Origin of the sequence: Roseospirillum parvum (assembly GCF_900100455.1) — a bacterium.
Classification (GTDB): Bacteria; Pseudomonadota; Alphaproteobacteria; order Rhodospirillales; family Rhodospirillaceae; genus Roseospirillum; species Roseospirillum parvum.
Genome location: NZ_FNCV01000001.1, coordinates 124,572 through 139,405, shown reverse-complemented (window position 1 = coordinate 139,405; position 14,834 = coordinate 124,572). Strand labels below are relative to the sequence as shown.

The 14,834-nt window shown below is 70.8% G+C and carries 15 protein-coding genes; 8 read left to right on the top strand and 7 right to left on the bottom strand.

The features are described 5' to 3' along the window. Window position 1 precedes the first annotated feature (1 nt). The 8 genes from BLR95_RS00595 to galE are packed head-to-tail and all read left to right on the top strand — an operon-like array spanning window position 2 to window position 7,414. On the top strand, window positions 2-955 hold the full coding sequence (locus BLR95_RS00595; RefSeq protein ID WP_092613996.1) for a GDP-L-fucose synthase family protein: 954 nt from the start codon (window positions 2-4) through the stop codon (window positions 953-955). A 42-nt stretch (window positions 956-997) separates the two neighbouring features. Further along, complete coding sequence (locus BLR95_RS00590; protein ID WP_092613995.1) at window positions 998-2,023, top strand: GDP-mannose 4,6-dehydratase; 1,026 nt, start codon at window positions 998-1,000, stop codon at window positions 2,021-2,023. 8 nt (window positions 2,024-2,031) lie between these two features. Further along, a complete protein-coding gene (locus tag BLR95_RS00585) occupies window positions 2,032-3,159 on the top strand; it encodes a GHMP family kinase ATP-binding protein (protein WP_092613994.1) in 1,128 nt (375 codons plus the stop codon). Further along, a complete protein-coding gene (locus BLR95_RS00580) occupies window positions 3,156-3,905 on the top strand; it encodes a nucleotidyltransferase family protein (RefSeq protein ID WP_092613993.1) in 750 nt (249 codons plus the stop codon). Before BLR95_RS00585 ends, BLR95_RS00580 begins: the two co-directional genes overlap by 4 nt. Next, window positions 3,902-4,747, top strand: coding sequence for a glycosyltransferase family 2 protein (locus BLR95_RS00575; protein WP_092613992.1), 846 nt, complete (start codon window positions 3,902-3,904; stop codon window positions 4,745-4,747). Before BLR95_RS00580 ends, BLR95_RS00575 begins: the two co-directional genes overlap by 4 nt. Window positions 4,748-4,787: 40 nt before the next feature. Then, window positions 4,788-5,633, top strand: coding sequence for a glycosyltransferase family 2 protein (locus tag BLR95_RS00570; RefSeq protein ID WP_092613991.1), 846 nt, complete (start codon window positions 4,788-4,790; stop codon window positions 5,631-5,633). Between the two features lie 36 nt (window positions 5,634-5,669). Next, the gene (locus tag BLR95_RS00565; RefSeq protein WP_092613990.1) at window positions 5,670-6,389 is read left to right on the top strand and encodes a sulfotransferase family 2 domain-containing protein; all 720 of its coding nucleotides are present in this window, start codon (window positions 5,670-5,672) and stop codon (window positions 6,387-6,389) included. A 38-nt stretch (window positions 6,390-6,427) separates the two neighbouring features. Beyond that, complete coding sequence (gene galE / locus BLR95_RS00560; RefSeq protein WP_092613989.1) at window positions 6,428-7,414, top strand: UDP-glucose 4-epimerase GalE; 987 nt, start codon at window positions 6,428-6,430, stop codon at window positions 7,412-7,414. A gap of 13 nt (window positions 7,415-7,427) precedes the next feature. Here galE and BLR95_RS00555 read toward each other — a convergent pair whose 3' ends face one another. The 7 genes from BLR95_RS00555 to BLR95_RS00525 are packed head-to-tail and all read right to left on the bottom strand — an operon-like array spanning window position 7,428 to window position 14,830. Next, window positions 7,428-8,474: an aminoglycoside phosphotransferase family protein gene (locus tag BLR95_RS00555; protein WP_092613988.1), complete on the bottom strand. Its 1,047-nt coding sequence runs from the start codon at window positions 8,472-8,474 to the stop codon at window positions 7,428-7,430. Next, window positions 8,471-9,097 carry an HAD family hydrolase gene (locus tag BLR95_RS00550; RefSeq protein ID WP_092613987.1) on the bottom strand — a complete coding sequence of 209 codons (627 nt, stop codon included), beginning with the start codon at window positions 9,095-9,097 and terminating at the stop codon, window positions 8,471-8,473. Before BLR95_RS00550 ends, BLR95_RS00555 begins: the two co-directional genes overlap by 4 nt. Window positions 9,098-9,139: 42 nt before the next feature. Then, window positions 9,140-10,504, bottom strand: coding sequence for a TIGR04372 family glycosyltransferase (locus BLR95_RS00545; protein WP_092613986.1), 1,365 nt, complete (start codon window positions 10,502-10,504; stop codon window positions 9,140-9,142). Window positions 10,505-10,540: 36 nt separating this feature from the next. After that, window positions 10,541-11,176, bottom strand: coding sequence for an SIS domain-containing protein (locus BLR95_RS00540; RefSeq protein ID WP_092613985.1), 636 nt, complete (start codon window positions 11,174-11,176; stop codon window positions 10,541-10,543). A 17-nt stretch (window positions 11,177-11,193) separates the two neighbouring features. Then, window positions 11,194-12,219: an NAD-dependent epimerase/dehydratase family protein gene (locus tag BLR95_RS00535; protein WP_092613984.1), complete on the bottom strand. Its 1,026-nt coding sequence runs from the start codon at window positions 12,217-12,219 to the stop codon at window positions 11,194-11,196. A 35-nt stretch (window positions 12,220-12,254) separates the two neighbouring features. Then, entirely contained in the window at window positions 12,255-13,799 is a 1,545-nt protein-coding gene (locus BLR95_RS00530; protein WP_092613983.1) for a PfkB family carbohydrate kinase, read from the bottom strand. Beyond that, the gene (locus BLR95_RS00525) at window positions 13,796-14,830 is read right to left on the bottom strand and encodes an SDR family oxidoreductase (RefSeq protein ID WP_245689157.1); all 1,035 of its coding nucleotides are present in this window, start codon (window positions 14,828-14,830) and stop codon (window positions 13,796-13,798) included. The genes BLR95_RS00530 and BLR95_RS00525 overlap by 4 nt, the downstream gene beginning before the upstream one ends. Window positions 14,831-14,834 lie beyond the last annotated feature (4 nt).

Here is a 14,834-nt window from a genome sequence, read left to right as displayed (position 1 = left end):
CATGACCCCCGAGAGCCGTATCTACGTCGCCGGACACCGTGGCCTGGTCGGCAGCGCCATCGTGCGCCGCCTGAAGGCCGAGGGCTTCCATAACCTGGTGCTGCGCACCTCGGCCGAGCTGGACCTGACCGATCAGGCGGCGGTCGACGCCTTCCTGGCCGCCGAGCGCCCCGAGTACGTCTTCCTGTGCGCCGCCATGGTCGGCGGCATCCACGCCAACGACACCTATCCGGCCGACTTCATCGCCCGCAACCTGATGATAGAGACCAACGTCATCGACGGCGCCTATCGGCACGGGGCGAAAAAACTGCTGTTCATGGGCTCGGGCTGCATCTATCCGCGCGACTGCGCACAGCCGATCCGCGAGGACGCCCTGCTCACCGGGCCGCTGGAAAAGACCAACGAGTGGTACGCCGTGGCCAAGATCGCCGGCCTCAAGATGTGCCAGGCCTACCGCCTGCAACACGGCTTCGACGCGATCAGCGTGATGCCGGCCAACCTCTATGGCCCGGGCGACAACTTCGATCTGGAGACCGCCCACGTCCTGCCCGCGCTGTTGCGCAAGTTCCAGCACGCGGCCGAAACCGGGGCGCCGACGGTGACCGTGTGGGGCAGCGGCACGCCGCGCCGCGAGTTCCTGTTCATCGACGATCTGGCCGATGCCTCGCTGTTCCTGATGCGCCACTACAGCGCGCTTGAGCACATCAACATCGGCCTGGGCGAGGACATCACCATCCTTGAGCTGTGCCGGCGTCTGGCCGCCGTCACCGGGTTCAAGGGCGAGATCGTGCACGACCGCGACAAGCCCGACGGCACGCCGCGCAAGCTGCTCGACAGCCGCCGCCTGTTCGAGCTGGGCTGGCGGCCCAAGGTCAGCCTGGACGAGGGGCTACGGCAAACCCACGCGTGGTTCCTCGCCCACCGCGACAGCCTGCGCGAAGTGCGCCCGGCCTAAGACCCGGACACCGCACCGCGCCACACCCCAGGAGACCGCACCATGTCCCGCCCGTCTCCCCCCCGGGCCCTGATCACCGGCATCACCGGCATGGTCGGCTCGCATCTGGCCGAGTTCCTGCTGGCCGAGACCGACTGGGACATCCACGGCCTGTGCCGCTGGCGCAGCCCGCTCGACAATCTGGCCGGGCTGACCGGCGCCATCGACCGCGGCGAGCGGGTGTTCCTGCACTACGCCGACCTGCGCGACACTCTGGGGGTCGATCAGGTGGTCGCCGAGACCACCCCCGACGTGGTCTTTCACCTGGCCGCCCAGAGCTTCCCCAAGACCAGCTTCAGCAACCCGCTCGACACCCTCGACACCAACATCGAGGGCACCGCCCGGGTGCTCGAGGCGCTGCGCCGCCATGCCCCACAGGCGGTGATCCACGTCTGCTCGTCGTCCGAGGTGTTCGGCCGGGTGCCCCGCGACCGGCTGCCGATCGACGAGGACTGCCCGTTCCATCCGGCCTCGCCCTACGCCATCTCCAAGGTCGGCACCGACCTGCTCGGCCGCCACTACGCCGAGGCCTATGGCATGACGGTGATGACCACCCGCATGTTCACCCACACCGGCCCCCGGCGCGGCGACGTGTTCGCCGAATCCTCGTTCGCCAAGCAGATCGCCCTGATCGAGGCCGACCGCCAGCCGCCGGTGATCAAGGTCGGCAACCTCAAGTCCCTGCGCACGGTGGCCGATGTGCGCGACGCGGTGCGCGCCTACTATCTGCTGGTCACCGTCAACCCGGTGCCCGGCGCCGCCTACAACATCGGCGGCACCCATTCCTGCACGGTGGGCGACATCCTCGACGCCCTGCTCGCCCTGTCGCCGCGGCGCGACGACATCCGGATCGAGGTCGACCCGGCCCGCCTGCGCCCCATCGACGCCGACCTCCAGGTGCCCGACACCCGCCGCTTCACCGCCCACACCGGCTGGACGCCGCGCTACACCTTCGCCCAGACCATGCACGACCTGCTCGAGGACTGGCGGGCCCGGGTCCGCGCCGGGGTCCCCGTCATCAACCGCTGAGGCCCACCATGATCGTCCGCGCCCGCGCCCCCTTGCGCCTTTCCTTCGGCGGTGGCGGCACCGAACTCAGCCCCTACATGGAGCGCCACGGCGGGCTGGTGCTGAACGCCACCATCAACCTGCACGCCTCGGCCATCCTGGGCGCCGCGCCGCCGGGCGAGGTGCATCTGATCGCCGGCGACCGCGGCCACCACCAAACCCTGCCGGCCCGCCTGCCGCTGGACGAGGCCGGCCCGCTGCCCCTGCACGCCGGGGTCTACAACCACATCATGGAAACCTTCTGCGGCGGCGAGGCCCTGCCGCTGACCCTGACCACCCATTCCGAGGCCCCGGTGGGCTCGGGCCTGGGCGCTTCCTCGACCCTCACCGTGGCCATGCTGAAGGCCTTCGACGAGTACCTCAACCTGGCCCTGGGCGAGTACGAGCTGGCCCGCGCCGCCTATCAGGTGGAACGCGGCCGGCTGGGCCTGAAGGGCGGCCGCCAGGACCAGTACGCGGCGGCCTTCGGCGGCTTCAACCTGATCGAGTTCCACCGCGATGACCGGGTCATCGTCAACCCCCTGCGCATCCGCAACTGGATCGTCTCCGAGCTGGAAGCCTCGCTGATCCTCTATTTCACCGGCCTCAGCCACCAGTCGGGCGACATCATCGTCGAGCAGACCCGGCGCATGGACGACCCCGACGGCGCCATCACCCGGCACATGCACCGCATCAAGGAGCTGGCGGTGGTCATGAAGGAGGCCCTGCTCAAGGGCCGGATCGCCGATCTGGCCGGCCACCTGAACGCCAGTTGGGCCGAGAAGCGGGCCACCGCCGGCGCCGTCTCCACCGCCGGCATCGACGCCCTCTACGAGCAGATGCGCGGCCTCGGCGTGCTCGGCGGCAAGCTTTCCGGGGCCGGCGGCGGCGGCTTCATGATGCTGCTCTGCCCGCCGGAGCGCCGGGCCCGCGTCGAAGCCGCCCTGGCCGAGGCCGGGGGCCGGGTGTTCAGCGCCAAGTTCACCAGCATCGGGGCGGAAAGCTGGCGCGTCGCCGACAGTCCCTTCGCCGATCTGGCCGACCCGGCGCGGCGCACCGCCGATGGCCGGGTGCTGCCCGCCGCCCCGACCTCGGCAGCGGACGGGGGCGCGCCATGAGCCACGCCACCCCGCGGCAGGCGGTGTTCCTGGTCGGCGGCAAGGGCAGCCGGCTGGGCGACGCCGTGCGCGACCTGCCCAAGCCCCTGCTGCCGGTGGCCGGGCGCCCGTTCCTCGACCATCTGCTGGACCGCGCCGTGGCCGCCGGCTGCACCGACCTGTTGCTGCTGACCGGGCAACTGGGCGAGCTGGTGGCCGAGCGCTATGATGACCGCGCCTGGGCCGGGGCCCGGGTTCGCTGCCGGCAAGAGGCGACGCCGCTGGGCACCGGCGGTGCGGTCCGGGCGGCGCTGGACGCGCTTGAGGAGAGCTTCCTGCTGTTCAACGGCGATTCCCTGCTCACGGTCGATCTGGCGCGGCTGGCCGCCGCCCTGACCGAGACGGTCGAGATGGCCCTGGCCGTGGTCCGGGTCGACGACGGCGGGCGTTACGGCACGGTCCAGGTCGACAACGGCCGCGCCATCCGCTTTGCCGAAAAGTCCGCCGACGCCGGTCCGGGGCTGATCAACGGCGGCGTCTACGCGGTGCGTCGGAGGGCCGTGGCACGGCTGCCGGAGGGGCCGTCGTCGCTGGAGCACGACCTGCTCACCCCGCTCGCCGCCGCCGGCCGGCTGGCCGCCTGCCCCGCCGACGGCCCGTTCATCGACATCGGCACCCCGGACGATCTGGCCCGGGCCGACGCCGTGGTGAGCGCCATCGCCCCCCTCATCCCCACTCCCTCGGCCGGCAAAGGAGCCGCCCAGTGACCAACGAGTTGACCAACGAGTTGACCGCCGAGTTGACCGACGACTCCCTGCCCTTGGTGACCATCATCATGATCGACGGGCGCTTCCGCGAACGCTTCGACACCATCGACAACGTGGCGGCGCTGGACTACCCGACCGACCGTTACGAGGCGCTGTGGATCGACTATTTCGAGGTGGCCGGGGAAGCCGCCCGCCGCGCCGCGCCCCACCCCCATGTCGAGGCCATCTCGCTGGGCCATCAGGGGGTCTACCATTCCTCCTACTGCTTCAACGCCGGCATCGCCCGGGCCCGCGGCGAGATCCTGGTCATCCTCGACGCCGACGTGATGGTCGAGGCCGATTTCCTGCGCCAGGTGGTGGCCAGCCACGCCGCCTGTCCCGATCTGGCCATGTACATCCGCCGCCTCGATCAGCCGCAGAACCGCTATGTGCCGGGCTCGGAAAGCGACCTCGACCTGTTGCGCCGGACCTGCGCCCTGGTCGATCCCAGCAACTTCGGCGGCTGCCTGACCGTGCGCAAACGCTGGATGGAGGCCTTGAACGGCTACGAGCAGCACTTCATCTTCGGTACCGGCTTCCACGCCAACGGGCGGGACGTGAACGTGCGCCTGAAGAACCTGGGGCTGTGCGTGAAGTGGCACCCCGAGCTGGTGCTCTATCACGCCTGGCACCCGCTCACCCTGACCCCCAACCCGATCCACGACATCCAGAAGAAGCTGATCCGCTGGCGCGAGCTTCACCTCAACACCCGCGCCTTCGTCGGCCTGGCGCGCCAGACCACCCCCCTGCCGCCGGCCCTGGAAGCCGAAATCCTGGCCGACGTGGCACGCCACGGACTCTGAACCGACCCCCGCGAAGCCCCCCACGAGGACCCTGCCCGCCATGGCCAACGTCGCCGTCATCACCCGGACCAAGGACCGCCCCCTGCTGCTGCCCCGGGCGATCCTGAGCGTCGCCACCCAGACCTACGGCGACCTTGAGCACGTCATCGTCAACGACGGCGGCGACCCGGCCCCGGTGGAGGCCCTGATCGACGGCCAGCCGGACCCGGTGCGACGGCGCATCCGCATCATCCACAACGCCGAGAGCCGGGGCATGGAGCGCGCCTCGAACATCGGCATCGCCGCCTCGGACAGCCGCCATCTGGTGATCCACGACGACGACGACAGTTGGGACCCCAAGTTCCTGGCCCGCATGGTGCCGTGCCTTGAGGAAGCCACCTGGCCCAGCCTCGCCGGCGCCGTCTGCCACAGCGCCCGGGTCGAGGAGCGGGTGATCGACGGCCCCGAGGGACCCAGCGTCAAGACCGACAACGTGGCCGGCTGGAACACCGCCCTCAAGACCGTCGGCCTGATGGACATGCTGGCCTGGAACCAGTTCCCGCCGATCTCCTTTCTCTTCGAGCGCCGGGCCCTGGACCAGGTCGGCCCCTACCGCGAGGACCTGCCGGTGCTCGGCGACTGGGAGTTCAACGTGCGCTTCCTGAGCGCCTTCGACATCCTGGTGGTGCCCCAGGTGCTGGCCCGCTACCACCACCGCCTGACCGGCCCGCCGGGCCAAGAAACCATCTACGACAACACGGTGACGGTCGGCGCCGATCGCCACCAGTTCTACGAGACCCTGCTGCGCAACGAGTGGCTGCGGGCCGACCTCAAGGCCGGGCGCCTGGGCCTGGGGATGGCCGCCAACGTGGCCCGACAGGTGGTCGGGGCGCCCAAGATCGGCTGAGCGCCGCCCACACACCCCGCCGCTGGAAGACGAGCCATGGCACTGACCTTTCCCTCCCTGGGCCTGGCCTATTTCCCGGTCCCCAAGGTGGCCTGCGACAGCCTGAAGCAGGCCCTCTACGAACGCGACACGGGACGCCCCTTCCAGCCCTTCCAGGGGCCGAAGGGGCCGATCACCGACATCCATCAGGTGCTGACCAGCGTGCCCTTCCACCCCTCGCACCTGGAGGGCTTGTACCACTACGCCCGTTTCGCCGTGGTCCGCGACCCGGTGGAACGGCTGCTGTCGTGCTATCGCCACCGGGTGGTCGAGCTGGGCGAACTGGCCCCGGGACGCCACCCGGACTCGGTGAGCGCCGCCGCCCTGGCCGAGGCCGGGCTGCCCGCCACGCCCGATCTCAAGACCTTCATCCAGCGGCTGCCGGCCTACCGGGCGGTCTCGGTCAGCATCCGCCACCACACCGACTCGCTGGTCGCCTACCTGGGGGCCGACCCGGGGGTGTTCGACCTTCTGGTGCCGCTGTCCAGGATCGATCAGGTGGCCGACCTGATCGCCGCGCGCAGCGGCCGCGACGATCCGCTGCCGCGCAGCCACCGCTCGGCCGGCGGGGTCGATCTCGGCGACCTGGACGACGACGATCTGGCCACCGTGCTCGGCTACTATCAGGCCGACTACAAGGTTTTCGCGGCCCACATCAGCGTGCCCGGGATCATCACCGCCCACCGCTTCGCGCGGGCCGAAAAGGGCCTGTCGTAGAGGCCATTCACCAGGGCCAGTCAGAGGGGGTAAGGGCCATGAGCGCCATCCTGGTCACCGGCGGCGCCGGCTACATCGGCAGCCATGTCTGCAAGGCGCTGGCCCGGGCCGGACACCTGCCGGTCAGCCTCGACAACCTGTCGCGCGGGCACCGCGATCTGGTGCGCTTCGGGCCGCTGGTGACGGCCGACCTGGACGACCGCGCGGCGCTGCGGCACACCCTGGCCGAGCACCCCATCGCCGCCGTGGTCCATCTGGCCGGCTACACCTACCTGGGCGAGTCGGTGCGCCAGCCCGGCCTGTACTACCGCAACAACGTGGGCGGCGCGCTGGCCCTGCTGGAAACCCTGGTCGAGGATGCGGCGCAGGCCCCGCCACCGCTGGTCTTCTCCAGCACCTGCGCGGTCTACGGCACGCCCGAGCGGATGCCCCTGGACGAGACCCCGCCCCCGGCGCCGATCAACCCCTACGGCCGGGGCAAGTGGATGATCGAGCAGATGATGGCCGACTTCCGGGCCGCCCATGGCCTGGCCTTCACCGCCCTGCGCTACTTCAACGCCGCCGGCGCCGACCCGGAAGGCGAAACCGGCGAGCGCCACGACCCGGAAACCCACCTCATCCCCCTGGCCATCGCCGCCGCCCTGGGGCGTGGCCCCGGCCTCTCGGTGTTCGGCGACGACTACCCGACGCCCGACGGCACGGCGGTGCGCGACTACGTCCACGTCAGCGATCTGGCGGCGGCCCATGTGCAGGCCGTCGAGGCTTTGCTGGGCGGGGCGCCGGGGGGCGTGTTCAACCTGGGCAGCGGCCAGGGGGCCTCGGTACGGCAGGTAATCGCCGCCGTCGCGGCGGCCACCGGCTGCCCGGTGCCGGCCACCGTCACCGGGCGCCGGCCGGGCGACCCGCCGGTGCTGGTCGCCGACAGCACCCGGGCGCGGCGCGAGCTGGGCTGGCAACCGGCCCGCTCCGACCTGCCGACGGTGGTCGCCGATGCCGTTTCCTGGCACCGGCGGGACTGGGGCTGACCCGACGGCCGACTCAGCCGGCGACCTCGAGGTCCCTCAGATAGCGCTCGGCGCGGGCCAGTTGGCGCCCCAGCAGCGCCTGATGGTCGGCCGGATCGAGGCCGGCGGCCAGCCGCCGCCGCCACGCCTCGGGGCGGAACTCGTTGAGCAGGATCAGGCACCACAGCCCCACGTACAGCGGCATCAGGGCCTCAAGACGGGCGGCGAAGGTGGCATCGTCGGCGCCGTACAGCGCGATCAGGTCCGCCTTCAGGCGGGCCCGTTGGGCGGGCTGGAAGGCGCTGCCCGGGTGCAGCAGGGTGTCGCTGACCAGCTTCACCGGATCGTCGCGCCCGAAATACTCGAAATCCAGGAAGCGGGGCGCCCCCTCGGCCCCGACCAGCATGTTGTGCAGCCCCACGTCGGACGGGCTGAGGGTACTCAGGTGCGCCGGCAAGGGGGCCTGTGGATCGAAGCCGAGCTGGCTGATCCGCGCCTCGGCCTGGTCCAGCCGCGGCGCCAGCACCGCCTCCACGCGGTCGAGGAAGGCGCCCAGCGACGCGGCCCAGCAGTCATCGGGCGGCCGGCAATCGCGCAGGGCGCCCAGGCGCCCGGCCAGCCGCGCCCGGGGGGCCAGCGGCACCAACCCGGACTCGGCGGCCGGCGGCAGGGCGGCGGCCTCGGGATGATGGCGCAACCCGTGCAGGCGGGCCAGAAAGTCGACCAGCCAGCCCTCCGCCACCGCCCGCGCCGCCATCGCGGCATCGGGCGGGGCGCCGTCCAGCCAGCTGTAGGCGGCCCAGCGCCGCCGGGGCTCGCGGAGCAGCGGCCGGGGCACCGCCGCCACCCCCTGGGCGGCGAGAAAGGACAAGGCCCGCCACTCGTGGTCCAGACGGTCGCAGGGCCCGGCCTGGGCCGGCGGATAGACCTTGACCGCCACCCGACGCCCGACCCCCTCGGCCCGGAAGACGGCGTTGTTGCGGCCGCGCAGGATCGGCACCAGCCGCACCGATCCAAGCTCGAGGCCGGCCGCCAGCCAGTCGCTCAGCCCGGCCGGCGGGGCGGCGTCGGAGGAACTCACCGCCCCACCTCCGCCAACCCCAGCCACGCCCCGACCTCGGCCCAGGAGGTCGCCACCGCCACCCCGGGCGGCGGCGCACGGCCCGGCGCCGGCTGGAAGAGCAGCCGGCGGGTGGCGGCGGGGAAGGCCGGATGGGTCAGCACCTCCGGCAGGTCGTCGACGAACACCGCCGGCCCGAGGGCGGCGATTTGGGCGATCTTCCCGTCCCGGCTGTCGGCGAAGTGCAGGGCGTCGTCGGCCAGCGGACCGCCGCCGGCCGCCAGTCCGCCATGTTCGGTCAAAAAGGCGCGGGCGGCGGCGCGCAGGTCCACCCGGTCGGGGTCGAAGTGGCCGGTCGGCGTCTTGTGGCTGACGATGACCAGTCGGTGCCCGGCCTCCCGGGCCGCCCGCAGCACCGCCAGCGCCCCATCGAACAGCCGGGCCCGCCCGATCTCGGCCCCGTAGACCCGGCCCTGAAGGCGCATCCAGGCGGCCTCGCCGCCCGGGCCGGCGCGCAGCGTTTGGCGCACCTCGGCCTTGCCGCCGGCAAAGTCGGCCGGCAGCCAGCCGAGATCCACCGCCAGGGTGCGAAAGGCGGCGTCGTAGTCGATCAGGGTGTTGTCCAGGTCAAGGCCGATCAGCACGTGGGGACGATCCAGTGGCGGCGAGGGCCAGAGGCGCGGGGCTCAGGCCAGGAACCAGGGATTGCGCTCGGTATAGGTTTCCGACAACCGGAACCCGGGCAGGGCGCCGGTGCTGTACCAGGCCCGCCAACGGTCGATGTAGCGCCCCGGCGCGAAGCGTTCCGGATCGTAGAACAGCCTGACATGCTCGGCCAGCGCCTGGGCCTTGAAACGCTGCTGGACAGGGCGTTCCGGCGCCGCCGTCATGTCTGGCCCCAGGCCCAGAAACTCCTCGGTGATGGCCACCATCTCCTCGTCCGCCAGGGGGTGAACCTCAAGCCCCAGGCTGGCGAACTGCTGGTTGGTCTGCTGGTGGTAGATGCTGATATCGAGCAGTTCCTGATGGCTCAGGCAGCGCCCCCGGGCCGGCGAGAAGTACTTCAGGTAGGTGGTGAAATCGAGGCGCACCGGCGAGCGGTTATAGTGGAAGGTCCCGTTCAGGATCAGCAACGGCTTGTGAAAGAACCAACCAAGGGAACTGGGCCCGGAGTCGGTGACCACCATGAACTCGCTGCGCCACACCGCATAGGCATCGAGCACCGGGTCGTACAGCGGGCAATAGGGCAGATCAATGATCCGATGGCTCGGGTGGACCAGCATCGGCATCGGCCTGCGGCCAAGACGGATAATCCAGTAGTCGTTGGCCAGCAGGGTTTCCAGAGCTGGCAGGAACTGGTTGATCGAGCTGTTGCGGTGGGCCTGTCCCGGATTTGCCTCCCGCACATGCAGGGTAACCAGCCGGGCGTCATCCGGCACACCGAGGCGGCGCAGGATGTCATGCGCCGCCTCGGCCTGGGCCGGCGGGATGGCCAGCCGCTCGGTCAGCCCGTCGCCGAGCAGCATCTGATGGATCAGGTAGGGCGGATAGGTCTCGTCGCAGAGCAGGAAATCCACCCCCCGGTGGTGGATCAGGCCGACGTTGACCCGGGCCAGGGCGAGCAGCCGGGGGTCCTCGCTGACCACCTGATGCCAACCGGCCATGGCCATGTCGTAGACCGCCGGATTCTGGGCCACCTGGCGCGGCCGGGTCAGCATCACCCGGTGGCTGTAATGCCGGCCGAAGGCCCGGGAGACAGCCCACGGCTCGCGGATCAGGTTGCCGAACAGGTGGGCCCGATCGAACGGCCAGACCAGCAGCCGCCCGCCGCCCCGCGCCGCCTCGGCGGCGGCCGGCGGCAGTTGGGCCAGAAGCAGATCGAGCCACGGCCCCAACCGATCCGACCAATAGGTCTGCCACGCCGCCCCCGCGACGCCGGCGGCGCGGGCCTGTTCGATCTCGCGGCCGAACACCTGATGGCACAGGCGCGGCTGGAAGGGCTCCAGGGCGCCGGCCTGGGCGAGGGCGGAAAGCAGCGGGGTGGACGCCATATCAAATCCGACGCTGGAGCAGGCAGGACATGCCGATCAGAACCTCACCCGGCCCAGCTTGTCGGGGGCGGTGGCGGTCAGGCGCACGTACTGGGCCAGGGCGTGGAGCAGCGACAGGTGGGCGTCCTCGATCAGCCCGTAGTTGGTCGCCGGAACGTGCAGGTTGACCTCGGCCAGGGTGGCGGCGCGGCCACCCGAGAAGCCGGTCAGGGCCAGGGTCGACAGGCCGTTCTCGACGGCCCAGGACAGGGCCCGCACCACGTTTTCCGAATCGCCGGACGAGCTGATGGTGACCAGCACGTCCCCCGGATCGGCCAGCGACTGCAACTGATAGACAAAGATGTTTTCGTAGCCCAGGTCGTTGGCGATGGTGGTCAGGACCTGGGTGTTGGCGGCCAGACTGTGGGTGCGCGGGGCAAGGTCGGTTTCGGTGCGCACGCATTTCAGGAAATCGTTGGCGCCATGGCCGGCCAGGGCGCTGGAGCCCCCGTTGCCGCAGTAGAACAGGGTCCGCCGCTCGCGCACCGCCCGCCCGAGCAGGGTTGCGGCGGCCTCGAAGCGGGCGGCATCGACGCCGGCCAGGGCGGCGGCCAGGGCGCCCTGGTAGTCGGCCAGGAAGTCGGCCGGCGCGGCGTAGGGGCGGTCGGGAAACAGCGGCGGTGTGGCGGGCATGACGGTCCCTCCCCGGCTCAGGCGTCGACCATGGGGGGCGCCTCTTCGCACCACGCCAGGACCCGCTTGACGTTGAAATAGCGCGCGTCGTTCAGGGCATCGGGCAGCCGGCCGTCCTTCAGCGCCGCGGCCAGCTCGGCCACCGCCTGACGGATGGTGTGGTTGGCGGTGAAGCCCAGGTCGCGGGCGATGCGGGCCGAGGAGACGTGGTACGAGCGCAGATCGTCGGTCGGCTCGACGTCGATCGGCAGGGCGGGATCGACCTCGGCGCGCACCGCCTCGGCCAGTTCCATCAGCGAGTGGTTCTCGTAGCCCACGTTCCAGATGCCACCGTCGATCTTCTCCGGTGGCTGGGCCAGCAGGTGCAGGTAGGCCCGCGCCATGTCGCGGATGTGGATGTTGGGGCGCAACTGGCTGCCCCCGAACACCCGGATGCGCCGGTTGTTGACCGCGTGGTTGGTCAGGATGTTGACGATCACGTCCAGCCGCTGGCGCGGCGCGTAGCCACACACCGTGGCCGGGCGGATCACCGAGGCGACGAAGCCGGGTCGGCGGGCGGCCATCAGCTCTTCCTCGCACAGCGCCTTGAAGCGCGAATAGTCGGTCAGCGGCTCCAGCGGCAGGTCCTCGGTCACCTCGACCCCTTCCTTGATGCCGTAGACCGACGACGACGAGGCATAGATGAAGCGCCCCACCCCGGCCGCCCGCGCCGCCTCGACCAGGGGCAGAAAGCAGGTGTGGTTGATCTCGCGGCCCAGGGTCGGGTTCAGCTCGAAGGACGGGTCGTTGGAGATGCAGGCCAGATGGATCACCGTGTCGCACCCGGCCAGCGCCTGCGCCACCGTCTCCGGATGGCGGATGTCGCCCTCGATCAGGCGCAGACCGGGATGGCTGTCGAGCCCGGGAAAGACATCATGGCCAAACAGGAACAGGTCGAGCACCGTCACCCGGTGGCCGGCGGCCAGCAGCTCGGGCACCAGGACGCTGCCGACATAGCCGGCGCCGCCGGTCACCAGGACATGGGAAGGCGAGGAAGTGGTCACGACGGGCCTCCGGGTGGGGTCTCGTTTCGGGGGTCTTATTTCAACAGGGTGGTCATGTACTTCATCAACGCCACCTTCTCCACCGACTGGCGATGGCCGACGATGCCGACCTTTATGGCGCCGGCCGCGTTGCCGACGAAGACCAGGTCCTCCATGGCCGCACCGGCGGCGGCAAAGGGGGCGGTGACGGTGAAAAAGGCGTCGCCGGCGCCGACCGTGTCGACCACCGAGCGGGTGAAGGCCGGAGCGTGGGCGATCTCCTCGCCGCGTTCCAGGCCGTAGGAGCCCTTGTGGCCGTGGGTGACGACGAAGCGCGGGCAGTCGATGCGACCGGGCAGCACGTCGGACATCAGCTCGGCCACCGGGCGGCGACGGTCGGCGGTGGCCAGCCGGGCCTCCGGGGCATCGATGCAGACATAGTCGGCCCGGCGGTACTTGGTGATCAGGTTGAAGCCGGCGTTGGCGCTGTTGGTCTGGGTGTTGACGGCCAGGAAGACGCCGCTGTCCTCGACCGCCCGGACCAGTTCGGGCCCCATCAGGCCGTGCCCGAAGTCGGTGACGATCAAAAGGTCGGCGCCGGCCAGCCGCTCCTTGAGGATGGCGTGGACCCGGGCCTCGATGTCGTCCGACACCGGCCGGTCGTCCATGTGATAGACCTCGAACAGCTTGCGCATGTACGATTCGTCGATGAACCGGGTCTTGCGGGTGGTCGGCGTCCCCGGGCGCTCGATGGCGTGCAGGGTGACGTTGTCCTTCAACTGCGCGCCGGCATGCTCCATGTGCGGGCACTCGGCCCCGACCACGGTGATCAGGTCGACCTCGCGGCACAGCCCGGCGACATGGTTGGCGGCGGCGAACACCCCACCGGCGAACAGTTCGCTCGACTGGTGCAGGGTGGCGATGATGTTCTCCTTGGCCGACTTGCCGAGCGGCGAGACGTAGATGTACTCGTCGAGGATGGCATCGCCCAGGATGACCACCCGGCTGTCGGCGATGCGCTCGGCGAACTCGGTCAGGCGGTTCAGGGTGCCGCGCCCGGCGACCCCCTCCAGGTAGCGCTGCAACTGCGGGTCATGGACCCCCAGGTGGCGATTGATCAGCGAGGTCGAGGAGAAGGTGATGTCGTCGATGAAGGCCAGCTCGCCGCCGTTGGCCTCCACCGCCCCGGCCTCCAGGGTGATGCCGCCGGTGATGTCCTTGTCGGCCTCGCGATACTCCGCCCCCTTGACATAGAGGGCCGGCTTGACCGCCTCGATGGCCGGCACCGCCAGCGAGGCATGGACCACCGCCACGTGGTCCACGCAGTCCAGCCCGGCCAGCATCTCGGCCCGCATGTCCTCGGGGAAGACCGGCCGTCCCGGCCCCCGGTTGACGTAGCTGTCGGCGGTCAGGGTGACGATCAGCAGGGTGCCCAGGGCGCGGGCCTGACGCAGGTAGCGCAGATGACCGATGTGCAGCAGATCGAAGGTGCCGTGGGCCAGCACCACCCGGCCGCCGCGCGCCCGCTCGGCCTCGGCGATATCGACCAGATCGCGCAACTTGCGGATCTTGCCGCCGGGGACCTTGGCGGGGGCGCTCATGGCTGGCCTCCCGCGCCCTCGGCCCGGCCCAGGTGGTTGAACCAGGTGCGGGTCGCCTCGGCGATGCTCTCCGGGGTCCACAGCGGGGCGTCGCGCCAGGCCTCGATGTGGGCCAGCATCTCGGCCACCCCCTCGGCGAAGGGCACCTGGGCCCGCCAGCCCAGCCGGGCCTCGATGCGCCGGGTGTCGGCAAAGGTGCAATCGGGCTCGCCGGGCCGCTTGGGCACGTGGACCACCGGCCCGTCGAGCAACTCGACCAGCCGGTTGACGCTTTCCGTGCGCCCCGACCCGACGTTCATCACCTCGCCCACAAGGTCCGATTGGGCGGCCCGCACGAAGGCATCGGCGACATCGGTGACATAGGTGAAGTCGCGCGTCTGGGTGCCGTCGCCGACCACGGTGAACGGCTCGCCGGCCAGCTTCTGGGCCATGAACACCCCGAACACCGCGCCGTAGGTGCCGCGCGTGCGGACCCGGGGACCGTAGACGTTGAACAGGCGCAGGCACACCGTGGGCAGGCCATAGACCCGGTGCCAGTGGTTGACGTACTGCTCGCCCACCGTCTTGGTCAGGGCATAGGGGTACATCGGGCGGATCGGCGCCTCTTCCGGGGTTGGCACCACGTCGGGCAGGCCGTAGCAGGACGACGAGGCGGCGTACAGGAAGCGGCGCACGCCGGCCGCGCGGGCCGCCTCCAGCACCCTCAGGGTGCCTTCCACATTGGCCTGATGATAGGCCATCGGCTGCTCGATGGAGGGCACGATGTCGGCCAGCGCCGCCAGATGGAAGACCCACTCGGCGCCTTCCATCAGGGGGCCCAGGGCGGTGGCGTCGGTGACGTCGACCTGATGCACGGCGAGCCGGGGGTCCTCCCGGTGCTGCGCCAGATTGGCCGGCGAGCCGCAGGCGAAGTTGTCGATCACCCGCACCCGGTGGCCATCGGCCAGCAGCCGGTCGACCAGATGGCTGCCGATGAAACCGGCGCCACCGGTGACCACGGCGAGACCCGGGGAAGCTTGACGGATCGACACGGCC